Annotated in this window: 15 protein-coding genes; 5 read left to right on the top strand and 10 right to left on the bottom strand. The window is 48.8% G+C overall.

Annotated features, from left to right (window positions below):
* Positions 1-53: 53 nt before the first annotated feature.
* The 5 genes from mutM to radC form a co-directional block, all read right to left on the bottom strand.
* Positions 54-866 (bottom strand): bifunctional DNA-formamidopyrimidine glycosylase/DNA-(apurinic or apyrimidinic site) lyase, encoded by an 813-nt coding sequence (mutM, locus tag EIZ48_RS14335; RefSeq protein WP_160652635.1) that lies wholly within the window; start codon positions 864-866, stop codon positions 54-56.
* Between the two features lie 20 nt (positions 867-886).
* Complete coding sequence (locus EIZ48_RS14330) at positions 887-1369, bottom strand: hypothetical protein (protein ID WP_192928576.1); 483 nt, start codon at positions 1367-1369, stop codon at positions 887-889.
* Positions 1370-1523: 154 nt separating this feature from the next.
* A complete protein-coding gene (rpmG, locus tag EIZ48_RS14325; protein ID WP_004405486.1) occupies positions 1524-1691 on the bottom strand; it encodes a 50S ribosomal protein L33 in 168 nt (55 codons plus the stop codon).
* Positions 1692-1704: 13 nt separating this feature from the next.
* Entirely contained in the window at positions 1705-1941 is a 237-nt protein-coding gene (rpmB, locus tag EIZ48_RS14320; RefSeq protein ID WP_075763017.1) for a 50S ribosomal protein L28, read from the bottom strand.
* Between the two features lie 172 nt (positions 1942-2113).
* Positions 2114-2788 (bottom strand): RadC family protein, encoded by a 675-nt coding sequence (gene radC / locus EIZ48_RS14315; RefSeq protein WP_160652633.1) that lies wholly within the window; start codon positions 2786-2788, stop codon positions 2114-2116.
* Positions 2789-2997: 209 nt separating this feature from the next.
* On the opposite strand from radC, the gene coaBC reads away from it, so the two are divergent.
* The 3 genes from coaBC (at position 2998) to slmA (ending at position 5516) form a co-directional block, all read left to right on the top strand.
* On the top strand, positions 2998-4212 hold the full coding sequence (gene coaBC, locus EIZ48_RS14310) for a bifunctional phosphopantothenoylcysteine decarboxylase/phosphopantothenate--cysteine ligase CoaBC (RefSeq protein ID WP_160652631.1): 1215 nt from the start codon (positions 2998-3000) through the stop codon (positions 4210-4212).
* A gap of 10 nt (positions 4213-4222) precedes the next feature.
* Positions 4223-4678, top strand: a complete 456-nt coding sequence (gene dut / locus EIZ48_RS14305) for a dUTP diphosphatase (RefSeq protein WP_160652628.1) — start codon at positions 4223-4225, stop codon at positions 4676-4678.
* A 247-nt stretch (positions 4679-4925) separates the two neighbouring features.
* Positions 4926-5516: a nucleoid occlusion factor SlmA gene (slmA, locus tag EIZ48_RS14300; protein WP_075763021.1), complete on the top strand. Its 591-nt coding sequence runs from the start codon at positions 4926-4928 to the stop codon at positions 5514-5516.
* A 166-nt stretch (positions 5517-5682) separates the two neighbouring features.
* On the opposite strand, the gene pyrE is transcribed toward slmA, so the two are convergent.
* Together pyrE and rph are read right to left on the bottom strand one after the other, a co-directional pair.
* Positions 5683-6324, bottom strand: coding sequence for an orotate phosphoribosyltransferase (gene pyrE, locus EIZ48_RS14295; RefSeq protein ID WP_160652625.1), 642 nt, complete (start codon positions 6322-6324; stop codon positions 5683-5685).
* A 115-nt stretch (positions 6325-6439) separates the two neighbouring features.
* Complete coding sequence (gene rph / locus EIZ48_RS14290) at positions 6440-7156, bottom strand: ribonuclease PH (RefSeq protein WP_075763023.1); 717 nt, start codon at positions 7154-7156, stop codon at positions 6440-6442.
* Between the two features lie 252 nt (positions 7157-7408).
* On the opposite strand from rph, the gene EIZ48_RS14285 reads away from it, so the two are divergent.
* Positions 7409-8272, top strand: a complete 864-nt coding sequence (locus EIZ48_RS14285; protein ID WP_160652622.1) for a YicC/YloC family endoribonuclease — start codon at positions 7409-7411, stop codon at positions 8270-8272.
* A 201-nt stretch (positions 8273-8473) separates the two neighbouring features.
* Complete coding sequence (locus EIZ48_RS14280; protein ID WP_160652619.1) at positions 8474-9691, top strand: tyrosine-type recombinase/integrase; 1218 nt, start codon at positions 8474-8476, stop codon at positions 9689-9691.
* On the opposite strand, the gene EIZ48_RS14275 is transcribed toward EIZ48_RS14280, so the two are convergent.
* Genes EIZ48_RS14275 through EIZ48_RS14265 form a run of 3 tightly spaced genes read right to left on the bottom strand, consistent with a single transcriptional unit; the run spans position 9692 to position 14521 of the window.
* Positions 9692-12553, bottom strand: coding sequence for a DEAD/DEAH box helicase (locus EIZ48_RS14275; protein WP_160652616.1), 2862 nt, complete (start codon positions 12551-12553; stop codon positions 9692-9694). It abuts the gene before it with no gap.
* A gap of 11 nt (positions 12554-12564) precedes the next feature.
* Positions 12565-12873 carry a hypothetical protein gene (locus EIZ48_RS14270; protein ID WP_160652613.1) on the bottom strand — a complete coding sequence of 103 codons (309 nt, stop codon included), beginning with the start codon at positions 12871-12873 and terminating at the stop codon, positions 12565-12567.
* A complete protein-coding gene (locus tag EIZ48_RS14265) occupies positions 12866-14521 on the bottom strand; it encodes a site-specific DNA-methyltransferase (RefSeq protein ID WP_160652610.1) in 1656 nt (551 codons plus the stop codon). The genes EIZ48_RS14270 and EIZ48_RS14265 overlap by 8 nt, the downstream gene beginning before the upstream one ends.
* Positions 14522-14554: the final 33 nt, after the last annotated feature.

Below are 14554 nucleotides of genomic sequence, written 5' to 3'. Positions count from 1 at the left end.
TTTCGCTATGGTACCAAGGTATGAATAAAGCCAACCGGTGACAAACACATCAGTTATGTCTGGCAGTCAGAGCAATAGACCGTTGCCCGCTGGCCAATTTTCATCTCGCTCAGTGTCTTGTCACAGCGAGGGCATGGTTCGCCGCCCTTACCGTACACCAATAGCTCCTGGGCAAAATAGCCCGGCTTGCCGTCGGCATTTTTGAAGTCTTTCAGGGTCGTTCCGCCCTGCTCGATAGCAAACGCCAGGACAGCTTTCACCTCGGCCACCAGGACTGTCATCCGTTGCAAGGAAATCTTGCCTGCCGCTCTTTTCGGATGGATCCCCGCACTGAACAGGGACTCGTTGGCATAAATGTTCCCGACGCCCACCACCACCTGGTTGTCCATCAGAAACTGCTTGATAGCCATTCGCTTTCCCTGCGCCCTGTCAAACAGGTAATCAGCGGTAAATGCATCACTTAGAGGCTCGGGACCGAGCTTGCTCAGCACCGTATGCTCTTCGTTGAGAGGCTGTTGCCACAACCAGGCGCCAAACCGCCGCGGATCGTTATATCTCAGAACCTCGCCGCTCGTCAGCACCAGATCCACATGGTCATGCTTTTCTGGCGGCACCGAGGCCGGCAGCACGCGCAAGCTTCCCGACATCCCTAAATGGACAATGGCGTAACCGATATCCGTTTCAAGCAACAGGTATTTCGCCCTCCGGCTGACCCTGCGGATCACCTGACCTTCAATCTGGCGGATCTCTTCAGGCACCGGCCAGCGTAGCCTGGGATTACGGACAATGATTTCGGCCACACGATGGCCCGTAACATGAGGAGTGATCCCCATTCTGCTGACTTCAACTTCAGGTAATTCAGGCATGGCTCAATCCATAAAAACAATCAATGAGGAAATAAATAAGATTCGTCAACAGAGATCGCCAACCAGTTACCCTGCCAGTTCTTTAGCAGCCAAAACTGCGGCAGCTGATAGACAGTTACCCGTACCGGCTCGTCAGCAGAGTGCAGCCAGACTTCAACAGTCTCCGGGGCATTCAGCTGCGGTTTGAGCTGGGCCATGGTATCGTCGTCGACAAGCGTACCGGTGATCGACTGCCAGTGCTCGATAACCGTCTCGGGCTGTTGAACGATATGAGGATCGACAATCCAACGGCCATCCTGGGTAGTAAAAACATGCTGTGGCAGAACCAATTGCGAGATAACAGCCTGTTCGGGCAACAAGGCCTGCACTTCCGGCGATGCCTGTGTGGCCTCCGGCTCAAGCCGTGCCCGGATCAGCTCGGGAAACTGGATAGCAGCAATAAACAAAACGACGGAAATAATAATAACGTTGTTCCATCCCCGCCGCGACAACTTGATCCCCATAGTTCTTCCCTTGTATCCCAGTCGGACTTCTCTATGAATAATAACACCAAAGCGCAACACGCACGGTGTTGAGAAAACACCTGCAACAGCAAACGACAGGCATAAAAAAACCCAGCAAAATGCCGGGCTTTTATCAAAGAACAGAAAAAATCAATTACTTGATTTTAGCTTCTTTGTACATAACGTGCTTGCGAACTACAGGATCAAATTTTTTGATCTCGAATTTGCCTGGCATGTTACGCTTGTTTTTGTCGGTAGTGTAGAAGTGGCCTGTACCAGCAGATGATACTAGACGGATCTTCTCACGAATGCCTTTAGCCATTGTTCAAATCCTCTTAAACGTTCTCGCCGCGAGTACGCATATCTGCAAGAACGGCATCGATGCCTTTCTTATCAATGATACGCATACCTTTCGCAGAAAGGCGTAGTTTAACGAAGCGTTTTTCGCTTTCTACCCAGAAACGATGAGTTTGCAGGTTCGGCAGAAAACGACGCTTGGTGGCATTACGTGCGTGTGAACGGTTGTTACCCGTTACAGGACGCTTACCAGTTACTTGGCATACTCGGGACATTACTGTCTTCTCCAAATCGTTTCAGCTCGATATCTACCGTGGTTAATTCAATGCGAAAAAACTTTTCACATACAACCACAGCTATCAAAGGTCGCGCATTATACTAAGTCAAAACCAGTTGCTCAAGTCCCGAGCAGTCCTTTCTCAACTTTTTGATCGAATTTTGGCTATTTTATAGCCAATTTCGTTCAGCGAAAGAAACTATCTCCCCATCGCCAACAACAAAATGATCTAGGATGCGAATATCGACCAAGGCCAGCGCATCGCTGATTCTTCGTGTAATTCGACGGTCTGCCTGACTCGGCTCTGCTACGCCTGACGGGTGATTATGCGCTAAAATGAGCGCGGCTGCATTAAGTTCCAGTGATCTTTTTACAACTTCCCGTGGATAAACGCTTGCAGTGTCGATCGTCCCCTCAAAAAGAACCTCGCCGGTCAGCACCCGATGCTGGTTATCCAAAAACAGCACATAAAATGCTTCACGATGTCTGTCCCGCAGCTTCTGGCTCAGGTAACGACGTGTATGCGCCGGGCTGGTCAGGGCATCTTCTTTCTTTAGTGTTTCTTCAAAATGCCGGTGACTCATCGCCAATACAGCCTGAAGCAAGGCATACTTCGCCGGTCCCAATCCTTTATGCCGGCAAAACTCCTCCTTACTTGCTGCCAACAAGGCCCGTAGCGAACCAAACTGATCCAACAGCGATGTCGCCAGCTCGATAGCATTCATCCCGGCAATACCGGTCCGCAGGAATATCGCCAGCAACTCGGCATCGGTTAAGGCTTCCGGACCGTGCGACAATAGCTTTTCCCGCGGGCGGGAAGCCGGTGGTAACTGCTTCAAAGACATAAATCCTCCAATCTATTGCTACAGAAAAGGACTTTGCAGATATCAAGACAAGAACCTGACACGGCTTGTGAGAAACCTTTCGCAAAAAAACACCTGAGTTGCATTGCAGCCCGCTCCCGGTTGTCGCTTGATCTCGGACGGTGAATCTCACGGCCTTTGGTGCTATCTTGTTGGCCAGATTGAATTGGCTCACAGAGACAGGCAGAACAATGCAAACACTGGCAGGAAAAAAAATACTTCTGGGGATCAGCGGCGGTATTGCAGCTTATAAATGCGCAGAGCTGACGCGTCGCTTGATAGAGCGCGGCGCCGAGGTACGTATCGTGATGACCCAGTCCGCCCAGGAGTTTATTACTCCGCTTACCATGCAGGCAGTCTCGGGAAACCCTGTCTCTGATAGCCTTTTCGACCCTGCCGCCGAGGCCTCTATGGGCCATATCGAACTGGCCAAATGGGCCGATTTGGTTCTGCTGGCACCGGCAACGGCCGATCTGATTGCCCGCATCGCTGCCGGTATGGGCAATGATCTGCTCAGCACCCTGTGCCTTGCCACGGACTCGCCGATTGCCGTTGCCCCGGCGATGAACCAGCAGATGTACAGCAATATCGCGACTCAGGAAAACCTGGCCACCCTGGCACGACGCAGCTTCCATATCTGGGGGCCGGCCAGCGGCGAGCAGGCCTGTGGCGATGTCGGCCCGGGACGCATGCTCGAGCCGATGGATCTGGTTCACCGTGCCGAGGACTTCTTTCAGCCTGCCGATTTAAGCAATATCAAGATTGCTATCACCGCCGGGCCGACACGGGAATCGATCGATCCGGTCCGCTACCTGACCAACCACAGCTCCGGCAAGATGGGCTATGCCATTGCCGAGGCTGCCGCCAAGCGCGGCGCACACGTCACCCTGATCAGCGGCCCGGTCAATCTGGCGACCCCTGCGAACGTCGAGCGAGTCGACACCGACAGTGCCGAGCAGATGCATCAGGCAGCGATGGACGCAGCAACCAACCACGATATTTTCATCTCCTGCGCCGCCGTAGCCGATTTTCGCCCGGCAGAAATCGCCACTCAGAAAATGAAGAAAAAGTCCGGTGAAGACGAAATGGTACTTCGACTGGTCAAAAATCCGGATATTGTTGCCAGCGTCGCCGGGCTGACCGAACAGCGCCCCTTCACGGTCGGCTTTGCCGCAGAAACCCAGGACGTAGAGCAATACGCCCGCGGTAAACTGAGTCGCAAAAACCTAGATTTAATTTGTGCCAATGATGTCTCCCAGCAAGGCCTGGGCTTTAACAGCGACAGCAATGCCCTGCATCTGTACTGGCCAGAAGGCGACAAGGCACTGCCACTGGCATCAAAGCATGAGCTCGGCCAGCAGCTGATCAGCGAAATCATTGACCAGTTTAAAGCGAAACAACACTAAGAGAACACGCATGAAGAACATTGACCTGAAAATCCTCGACCCGCGCGTCGGTAACGAATTTCCGCTTCCGGCCTACGCAACGGAAGGATCGGCGGGCCTCGACCTCCGAGCCTGCCTGGACGAAGCACTGACCGTCGAGCCGGGCCAAACCCACCTGATCCCGACAGGCATTGCCATCCACATTGCCGATCAGGGTTTGGCGGCCACCATTTTGCCTCGCTCGGGGCTCGGCCATAAGCACGGTATCGTGCTGGGTAATCTGGTCGGGCTTATCGACTCGGATTATCAGGGCCAGCTGATGGTATCGGTGTGGAACCGCGGCCACAGCACCTTCAGCATCGAGCCGGGCGATCGTATTGCCCAGCTGGTCTTTGTCCCTGTGGTGCAAGCTGACTTCAACATCGTGTCGGACTTCGATGCCAGCGACCGCGGCGAAGGCGGATTCGGTCACTCCGGCCGACAGTAATATACCTCGGAGGTTCGCCTTCCACTCAGGGCTGGTTTCAGAACGGGTTTCAAGGCTGATGACGAATTAGTCGAATCAGATCAAATATAAAGCTCGCCGCTTCAGGTTGAGCTTTTTTTGCCGATAAAGAGATCAGTATCTAACGCCAGCGCTTTTCACGGCGCGGCTGCATCGCTAAGATAAGCGGGCTTGATCGGCAGGTTAGCGCTGTCGGCAACAGACTCATTTCGAAAAGGAACGGTTATTCATGGCTGGCAATAAAAAAAACAATCGCCGCGAAGAAATTTTGCAAGCGCTGGCGCAAATGCTGGAGTCTGCCCAGGGCAGTCAACGCATTACCACCGCCAAGCTGGCAGCACAGGTTGGTGTTTCAGAAGCCGCCCTGTACCGCCATTTCCCGAGCAAGGCACGGATGTTCGAAGGACTGATTGAATTTATCGAAGACTCAATCACCACCCGCATCAATCGCATCCTCGATGACGAGAAGGACACCCTTAACCGTCTGCGCATGGTATTACAGTTGATCCTCGGTTTTGCCGAACGCAATCCAGGCCTGACCCGCATTATGACCGGCCACGCCCTGATGTTCGAACAAGACCGCCTGCAGGCACGGATCAACCAGCTGTTCGAACGCATCGAGACCCAGCTGCGCCAAATCCTGCGCGAGCGCAAGCTGCGCGAAGGCAAAGGCTTCCCTGTCGATGAAAGCATCCTGGCAGCACAGCTACTGGGCCAGGTAGAAGGCAGCCTCAACCGCTTTGTACGTTCAAATTTCAAGTACAAGCCGACCGAGAGCTTTGACGACTACTGGCGACTGCTGAGTGCGGAATTAGGTTAAGTCCAGAGCCGTACCTAGTTGCAAGAAAAAAGCGAGAGGTGTAAGCCACTCGCTTTTTTAGTTTATACGACCACTGCAGACTCAATAGTACGCAATTGTTGCTCCTCCCACTTTTCAAGGGGGAGGCCGGGAGGGGGTTAAGCTTTACCCCTTCCTAGAACCTCTCTTACACCCCGTACTCAGCACGGTATGCCTTCACCGCCTCAAGATGCGCTTCCATGCCGTCCTGCTCTTCCAGGTAGCTCACCACATCACCCAGCGACACAATGGAAATCACCGCGCAGCCGAAGTCACGCTCAACTTCCTGAATCGCCGACAGCTCACCCTTGCCTTTTTCCTGACGGTCAATCGCCACCAGTACACCGGCCAAATCGGCACCGTTGGCCTTGATGATTTCCATCGACTCACGGATAGCTGTTCCTGCCGTGATCACATCGTCAACCAGCATAATGCGGCCTTCCAGCGCGCTGCCGACCAGGTTGCCGCCCTCACCGTGCGCTTTCGCCTCTTTGCGGTTGAAGCAATAAGGCGTGTCGACATCATGGTGATCAGCTAGTGCAACCGCCGTGGTGGTAGCAATCGGGATCCCCTTGTACGCAGGGCCAAACAGCACATCATACTCAATGCCTGCATCCACCAAAGCTTCAGCGTAAAAACGGCCCAGACGTGCAAGATCACGACCTGTGTTGAACAGCCCCGCATTAAAAAAGTACGGACTCTTACGGCCAGATTTCAGAGTAAACTCACCAAATTTAAGAACACCTTTTTCCAGGGCGAATTCGATGAACTGACGCTGATATGCTTTCATGGTTTCTCCTATCTTTATCGGTATTAGTATTGCTACACAAAGTCCAAACCCGGCAGATTCACTCTCTCACCAAAATTTAGACAAAAAAAAGCGACTCAATAGAGTCGCTCAATAATTAATTTTCCAACGCTCGCTTCTGAACACTGATAATGTCGTCAATGCCGGACTTGGCCAGTGCCAGCATTGCCAGTAATTCTTCATGGCTGAAGGCCTCGCCCTCTGCCGTGCCCTGGATCTCGATCATCTTGCCTTCTTCGGTCATGACTACATTCATGTCGGTTTCGGCAGCGGAATCTTCAACATATTCCAGATCGCAAATCGGCTCGCCGTTATAGATACCGACCGACACAGCCGCCACCATTCCCTTCAGCGGGCTTTCCTTAAGCAGGCCTTTCTCGATCATATAGTTGATGGCATCAACCAGGGCAACCATCGCACCGGTAATAGAAGCCGTACGGGTACCGCCGTCAGCCTGGATAACATCACAGTCAACGGTGATCATCTGCTCGCCAAGGGCTTCCAGATCTACCGCCGCACGCAGGCTACGGGCAATCAGGCGCTGAATTTCCATGGTACGGCCGCCTTGCTTGCCGCTGGCCGCTTCACGGCGGTTACGCGAATGCGTCGCTCGTGGCAGCATGCCGTATTCAGCGGTCACCCAGCCCTGTCCCTTGCCTTTGAGCCAGCGTGGTACATTCTCTTCGACACTTGCTGTACAAATCACTTTGGTATCGCCGAACTCGACTAATACCGAGCCTTCCGCATGTGCTGTGAAGTTACGGGTGATCGTAATTGGACGTACTTGACTGGTGCTTCTTCCGCTTGGACGCATCGGGACCTTACCTTTAGCTGGGCTACATTAACCGGCGATTATAGCCAGTTCTCAGGCGCAGTGCACGTTAATCCCAATTCTGGCCTGTTGCCAAAGAACCATGCCGCCCCCTTCATTTCTTTTGTCCCGGATGGTGAGTATAATCATTCCTATCTGGTAACTACGCACCGACTGTTTCTATTTCGCTTCCGGCCACAGCGTCGTAAGCCAAATAAGTAGTTACATCCATCATCTTAAAAGGGCCATCAGCCAATGATCCATAGCATGACCGCCTATGCCCGTCGCGAAGTAAAAGGCGACTGGGGTACTGCCGTTTGGGAAATTCGTTCTGTTAACCAGCGTTATCTGGAAACCTACCTTCGTATGCCTGAACAGTTTCGCAGCCTGGAGCCTGTACTGCGCGAGCGCTTCCGCAAGCGCCTGGCCCGCGGCAAGGTAGAGTGCAACCTGCGCTTTGAAGCCAACACCGCCGCCAGCAACGATCTGAGCATCAACGAGGAGCTGGCCAAGCAGGTGATCAAGGCGGCAAAGTGGGTCAAGGATACCTCAGGCGAAGGCAGTATCGGCCCGTTCCAGGTACTGAACTGGCCAGGCGTGATGGAAGCACCGGAGCAAGATCTGGATGCCATCAACAAAGATTTGCTGGCAGGATTTGACGAAGCCATCAATGACTTTATCGCGGCACGCGCCAGCGAAGGCAAAAACATGAAGGACCTGATCGACCAGCGTCTGGAAGCCATCGCCGTTGAAGCCGCCAAGGTCCGTGAGCAGATGCCAGAGATCATCAACTGGCAGCGTGAGCGCCTGATGACCCGCTTTGAAGAAGCCAAGGTCGAGCTGGACCCGGGCCGTATCGAGCAGGAACTGATCCTGATGGCACAAAAAAGTGATGTCGCCGAAGAGCTGGACCGCCTTGACTCCCATGTCAAAGAAACCCAGAAAATCATGAAAAAAGGCGGTGCCTGCGGTCGTCGTCTCGATTTCATGATGCAGGAGTTCAACCGCGAGTCGAACACCCTGGCCTCCAAGTCTATCAGCACCGATATCACCGCGTCTGCGGTCGAGCTGAAAGTGCTGATCGAGCAGATGCGCGAACAGATCCAGAATATTGAATAATAGTTATAAATGTATTTTATTGCATTCAAACAATTAAAATACAACAACTTATGATAAATTACTTTCCATCACTGTATTCTTTAATACGCCATTAACCACCACCAACTGGTGGTTAATATGGTGGGTATGATAGACTTACCACAAAGGTAAGTGGTGGGTAAAACAATATCCACCAAGATCATGCACAATTAGAGGTGGGTTATGGCTAAGTTATCAGTTAAGAAAGTAGAAGCGCTCATTAAGACTGGCGGTAACAAAACACAGCGCCATGCTGATGGTGAGGGCTTGTACTTGGTGGTTCCAGCATCCGGTACTGCAAGCTGGATGCTCCGCTTTACCTCTAATAAAAAACGCCGAGAAATGACCCTTGGTAAGGTTAAAGATCTCTCTTTAGCAGATGCCCGTGTTGAAGCTGCCACTAAAATGAAGCAGGTGCGTGAGGGCTTTGACCCCCTCTTACAACGTAAACGCGCCGAACAAGAAAGCATTAAAACCGTTAATGACTTATTTGAAGATTGGTACCCAACTCTAGTTAAACGCCTCAAGCACCCAAATATCCCAAAACGTGTTTATACCAAAGACATTGCCCCACACATCGGTGATATCCCTCTCGATAGAATAACTGCCCGTGATATTCGCACTGCGATCACAGCGATTAATGATTCAGGTCGTCCAACCATAGCCAATGACGCTCTAGGCCATTGTAAGCAGCTTTTTAATCACGGGATGAAGCTTGACCTTCTACAAGGTAATCCGGCCTCTGCGTTCACCGTGAGAGATGCTGGTGGCATAGAGCAAAGTAAAGATCGCGCGTTAAGCGAAGAAGAGCTGACTGAGTTTTTCCGTATTGCAAGAGAAAACAGCACCAGCTTTAGCCGCGACAACTATCTGGCCTGCGCCTTACTGGTTTGTTTAGGTGTTCGCAAATCAGAATTGTGTGAAGCGAGATGGGACGAATTTGATTTAGAGAAAGGGTTGTGGCACTTACCGAAGGAGCGCAGTAAAACCAATGTAGGCTTTACTATTCCATTAGCACCAGAAGTGTTGAAGTGGCTTGAGGAGTTGAAGGTAAGAGGTTTTGGTTCTGAGTATGTGTTACCTAGCCGAAGAGCCAGTAAAAGCCCTCACATGGGGCCTGATACGCTCAATAGAGCGATTACTAAGCTATTTGGACATGAAGCAGGTAAAAAGAAACAGCCGCCGAATTTGATGGGTGACATGCCACACTTTACCGTGCATGACCTACGCCGCACTTGTCGTACGCTATTGGCAAAACAAGGCACTCCCGGCCATGTGGCCGAGAGATGCTTGAATCACAAGTTAAAGGGTGTCGAGGGGATCTATGATCAGTATGATTATTTGGAAGAGCGGAGGGGGGCTTTAACAGCACTAGCGGTTAAAGTACACCAGCTCATTTAGTTACGCATTAAACTCATATTTATTAGCTAGGCCTTCAGCTGTCATTGAAGCTGTGATTGCATCGTGAGGGATTAAAGCATAACGCCAGCGTTTGCTGCCAGATTCGTCTGCATGTTGGTTTGCATAGTAACACCATCTTACAGCCGCTTTTGCTTTGGCTACAACGTCAGTATCTTCAATCTCGGAAGCTTTTTTAGGCTCAAGCAACAGAAATTCTGTTTGAGTTTCAACAACGAAATCTGGTTCGTAATTATGACCATTCTGATACTCGATTCTAAACTGGCCTGTACTAGGCTTCATCCATTTGAGTACCTCAGCATCTTGCTCTAAAGCTTGTGCTAAACGCAATTCACCATCAACAGAGTCAAACTTCTGGAACGGGTAACAACAGCGCTTGAAGCCTGTAAAGATCATTTGGCGAACTTTACTTTTTTCGCCTGGTAAAACACCTGACTTGATATCTCTTGGCTGTTCATTGCTTGCGAAAGTAAATGTTGCAGGGCGTAAGATATCGAACCCCTTAGTTAGCTTGCCGTAATACCCTGTTGGAGTTGTTCGCATATTTTGTTTCATTTGCGACCAAATAAAATCAGAAAGCGTCTTACTCGCCGTTTTCAGTAAGCCTTCTATATCTTCTTCATTTAGATACGTTTGAAGATGTTTAACCATCTGCCCTGATAGCTTATAAAGCAAACCAGCATGTTCGTCATAGTCAATCTCGTCATGATCCATTAGGTTACGAACAAGGTAGTTTTCTAGACGCTCTTCTGATGCACTACCTGTTTCCCAAGAAATAGTAGCTGACTCATCACTTTCTAGGTTTCGCAGCAGGAGTGATTTACTACCTGGTTTGAGGGCTATACGGTCTAGTCCTGTTAAATCGAAATTTTTGAAGCCATAGTTCACATCTCGCTCAGGCAAGATTACGATTTGAGGTATATCTATAGTGAGCTCAGCTAGTGTATCAGCGATGCCACCAACAATTTGCTCAATATCACTATCTTCCAATAACGGTTGCTGAGGCTGGCTAGATGCATCAGACTCACCAGCAGGGTTAGAGCTAGGGATGCTTTTCGTAACAAACAGCTCTTTTCCAACTTCGTGAACTTTTTTAAGTAATGCTGCTTTGACACTTTCGTCTTTCAACTGCAGGCTACTATTCAAACGTTTTGCTTCTTCACTCACAATAGCCAAAGTAAGGTCCGCGACTCTTTTCTTGGTCGCTGAAACTTCATCGCTCTGTGATGATGAGCTAGGAGTGTTTGAAATCGACGTGTTACTTGATGACCAAGCTCCAGGAGCTTCTCGCACCTCATTACCTTGAGTCAAGGTAGGTTTGTTACCCAAAACTATATCAGCAATTGATGGGCTATAAATCTGCTGTAGTGCCTTTTCAGGGATTCCGTTTTCATCATCAGAACCAATATACAGAGTCTTTTTAATAATCGACTCTTGGTCATTAGCCTGATCAATGATCTCTTGAAATCTGTCGTGGGCAATAATAGTTAATCGGTCTACTGCTTCCACACCTGTGCGTTTACCATAAGGCAGACGCAAGCCTCGACCAATAGTTTGTTCAGTTAAAATTTCTGAAGCAGAAGCCCGAAGAGGCACTATAGTGTAGAGATTGGTTACATCCCATCCTTCTTTAAGCTTATTAACGTGAATAACGATTTCAGTATGCTTGTCGTGTTCTACTTCTAAGAGGCGCTGTGTCGTTTCTTCTGACTCTTCACCTGTTTGGTTAGAGTGAACTGTAATAACTTTCCCTTTGTAGCTGCCATCGAAAAAAGACTCATTTTCGATTTGTTGCTTAAGCTGTTCAGCGTGGGTTGTATCTTGTGCCACTACTAACATGAAAGGCTTAACAGGTTTCGAGTCCGTATTGTTGGCGAAACTAGCTAGTTCTGTTTTCACATATTCGTGGTGATGAATTCCATCTTCTAATTTAATTTGCTCCAAACGATCGGGGGTGTATTCGCTTGCCACAAAATCTTTGCGTGTTGCTACTGCTGGCATTTTTACGTAACCATCATTCAGAGCGCTAGCCAATGGGTAATGGAAAATAATATTGTTGAATTCTCTTGGACGAGCCCCCACCGTTTTTGGTGTCGCTGTTAGCTCGAGACCTAATACAGGGTTCAGGTCATTTAGTGCTTTCGCGCCCGCACTTGCGTAGTAACGGTGAGCTTCATCCATGATCACAACCAAGTCAGGTAACTCGGCTAGATAGCTGAAATAAGAGTCACCAATGTACTCCTGTAATCGACGCATTTTAGGGTCTTTAGACTTCTTGGCTCCTTTCTTGTTCTCTTTAGCGTTGATCTTAGAGATATTAAAGATGTTGATATGTGCAGCTTCTTCACCAGCAAAAAGGTCACCAGTCATCGTTTCAGCAACGGCATAATCGAGGCGAACGCCTCGCCCATCTTCATAGTCATCACCAGTGATGATTACTGGAGGAGTTTGAACAAGCTCTGGTATACCCTGAAATACATACTTGGGGCTACCCATTAAGAAATCCTGTTTGAGCTTTTCGTAAATTGTAAGATTCGGTGCCAAGATGAAGAAGTGGCGGCTACGGCCCGTTAAATACAACCATGCAACCATCGCTCCCATCAACCGAGTTTTACCGACACCCGTTGCTAAGGCAAAGCACAATGATGGGAAGTCTCGTTCAAACTTTTTAACTGACGGATAACTAGAGCGAATGACCTCTAGCCAGGTCTTAAGGTCGGGATCTTTAGTTAATTCTAATTGTTCCAATACATCACAAAGAATTTGCAATGAATCTTTTTGTGGTTCACGCAAAGACAAACGCGCTTTAATTTGATTGGCGATTTTTTGATTTTCTGATGCCATGTAAGTTCTACCTATTGAGTGCGTTTGATAACTGCGGTGAATTTATTGCCAGCTCTATCGTCGATGAACTCGATATCAGGCCAAGCACTAAGAACTCTGCGTATCCCTCGCTGGCGAAGGCCTTTGAATTCACCTAGGTCAAACTTGTTGTGGTTAGTTATTGCCCCAACTTTAATTTCAGCAGCCTGTAGAGCATCCACGTAATCAGCTACAAAGCGATCACCCTCGCCTTGGTATTTAAACTGCTTGTCCTTACGCGTATGCAGATGAAAATCCGCGCGTACCCACTGACTACCGTTTTGAAAAAAAGAGTTAGTCATCCATTTCTTCCTCTATTATTTCCTCTTCAGGATCGGGCAATACATTTAGCGTAAAGCTGTAATCATCGTTATCCCATTCGCATTTGTTGAGGATAGCCTGTGGGATCTTTTTGATAGTGAGATTCGGGAAATCTGCTCCTTCACTCATAAAGGCCTTACAGCAGATCAATAGAGTACGCTCACTACCAACTTCTTCGCTAATACGCTTGAGCTGGTCATAGGCCAAAGAACCAGTAGTTATGTAAATGAAGTCTGTCTCAGTACTAAAGCCTTGATTCCAGAACTGATTTTCACTCGGAGCGTAGGTAAAGCCCATATGTTTACACATGGCCGCAGTTAACATTTCAGCATTGTACTCTTTGTTAATAATCCAGTTACCCCACTCATCTTTTTTGAGTAAAGAAGGCGCTAAGCGCAGATAACGGAAACCACCGCCACCTTGCCAGTTGAAGGATTTTGAGATACCGCCTTGATCTTCGCCATCAATAACTTTTTTCAAACGAGGGGCAATATGTGTTTCACAATGCTCACCAAGTTCTACCATGATCCAACGACGGCCCATTTTTTGAGCTACCGCACCTGTCGTGCCAGATCCCGCAAAAGAATCCAGGACAATATCTCCAGGATTAGTAGCAATATGAATAATTCGTTCCAATAACCTCTCTGGTTTTGGGGTGTCGAAAAGTGATTTACCAAATAGAGCGATGGATTCTTTCTTTGACTCGTCCGTGTTGCCGACTTCTTCGTGTGGCCACCAAGTCCATGGAACTGCACCTTCTACTTCTGATAAATAGCGAATTGTAGTTGGTTGGCTATCGCCCTTTTTACCAAAATAGATCCGACCATCATTAAGTAGCTGCTCAAATACTGGTTTAGAATAACGCCAACAGTTGCCCGGTGGTGGATTAAAAACCTTACCTGTAGGCCCTATAATTTCATAAAACTGAGCAGCAGTAGCATGACCAGCTTGAGCTGTTATTGGGATTGTCCTCCAAGGCCCCTTAGGGTCATTTGTTGGGTTCTTGTAGACTTTCGCTTGTTTTTCAGTCAGTGGGAGCTTGTTTCTATTAGCTTTAAACTTTAACGGTTGTTTTGCATAAACAAGAATATACTCATGAACGTCACCGATGGCAGCCCTATTTTCTCGTGAATACCTTTTTTGCCATACATTTGCTGCGATAAAGCATGATCTCCCACAAATTTCATCCAACAATACTCTCAAATAAGGCATTTCGTTGTCATCAATTGAAACCCATAAGCTTCCTTCTTCAGGGTCAAGCATCGACCAAAGAAGCTCAATTCTTGAACGAATCAAGCTAAGCCACATAGAATGCTCAAGCCCATCATCATATTGTTCAAATGCTGAGCCTGTATTGTATGGTGGGTCGATATAAACACACTTGACCTTACCTGCATAATCTTGCTCTAGTGCTTTTAGAGCTAGCAGGTTGTCACCATGAATCAGCAGGTTATTGTGGTAAGTCTGGTTTGATGTTGAAGATGCATTTTGAGCACTATCTAATGCCTGTTCAGCTTTAGTTGAGTGATAAGACAGGGCTTCATCTTCCAGAAAGATCCTAGGTTCTAGACGCGGGCGCTTTTCTTTACCAATCCAATTAAGCTCTAACTTTTGCTTTTTGTTGTTCATAATTATCTCTTTAATTCTGTTTTATTGGCTTAT

This window comes from Photobacterium alginatilyticum (genome assembly GCF_009910675.1).
Lineage (GTDB): Bacteria > Pseudomonadota > Gammaproteobacteria > Enterobacterales > Vibrionaceae > Photobacterium > Photobacterium alginatilyticum.
Note: the sequence above shows the minus strand (reverse complement) of the source record. Positions and strands in the feature narration are given on the sequence as shown.

What these genes read in the sequence shown, in the direction of transcription:
- mutM (WP_160652635.1), bottom strand. Translation starts at nt 866, where the DNA reads ATGCCTGAATTACCTGAAGTTGAAGTCAGCAGAATGGGGATCACTCCT.
- EIZ48_RS14330 (WP_192928576.1), bottom strand. Translation starts at nt 1,369, where the DNA reads ATGGGGATCAAGTTGTCGCGGCGGGGATGGAACAACGTTATTATTATT.
- rpmG (WP_004405486.1), bottom strand. Translation starts at nt 1,691, where the DNA reads ATGGCTAAAGGCATTCGTGAGAAGATCCGTCTAGTATCATCTGCTGGT.
- rpmB (WP_075763017.1), bottom strand. Translation starts at nt 1,941, where the DNA reads ATGTCCCGAGTATGCCAAGTAACTGGTAAGCGTCCTGTAACGGGTAAC.
- radC (WP_160652633.1), bottom strand. Translation starts at nt 2,788, where the DNA reads ATGTCTTTGAAGCAGTTACCACCGGCTTCCCGCCCGCGGGAAAAGCTA.
- coaBC (WP_160652631.1), top strand. Translation starts at nt 2,998, where the DNA reads ATGCAAACACTGGCAGGAAAAAAAATACTTCTGGGGATCAGCGGCGGT.
- dut (WP_160652628.1), top strand. Translation starts at nt 4,223, where the DNA reads ATGAAGAACATTGACCTGAAAATCCTCGACCCGCGCGTCGGTAACGAA.
- slmA (WP_075763021.1), top strand. Translation starts at nt 4,926, where the DNA reads ATGGCTGGCAATAAAAAAAACAATCGCCGCGAAGAAATTTTGCAAGCG.
- pyrE (WP_160652625.1), bottom strand. Translation starts at nt 6,324, where the DNA reads ATGAAAGCATATCAGCGTCAGTTCATCGAATTCGCCCTGGAAAAAGGT.
- rph (WP_075763023.1), bottom strand. Translation starts at nt 7,156, where the DNA reads ATGCGTCCAAGCGGAAGAAGCACCAGTCAAGTACGTCCAATTACGATC.
- EIZ48_RS14285 (WP_160652622.1), top strand. Translation starts at nt 7,409, where the DNA reads ATGATCCATAGCATGACCGCCTATGCCCGTCGCGAAGTAAAAGGCGAC.
- EIZ48_RS14280 (WP_160652619.1), top strand. Translation starts at nt 8,474, where the DNA reads ATGGCTAAGTTATCAGTTAAGAAAGTAGAAGCGCTCATTAAGACTGGC.
- EIZ48_RS14275 (WP_160652616.1), bottom strand. Translation starts at nt 12,553, where the DNA reads ATGGCATCAGAAAATCAAAAAATCGCCAATCAAATTAAAGCGCGTTTG.
- EIZ48_RS14270 (WP_160652613.1), bottom strand. Translation starts at nt 12,873, where the DNA reads ATGACTAACTCTTTTTTTCAAAACGGTAGTCAGTGGGTACGCGCGGAT.
- EIZ48_RS14265 (WP_160652610.1), bottom strand. Translation starts at nt 14,521, where the DNA reads ATGAACAACAAAAAGCAAAAGTTAGAGCTTAATTGGATTGGTAAAGAA.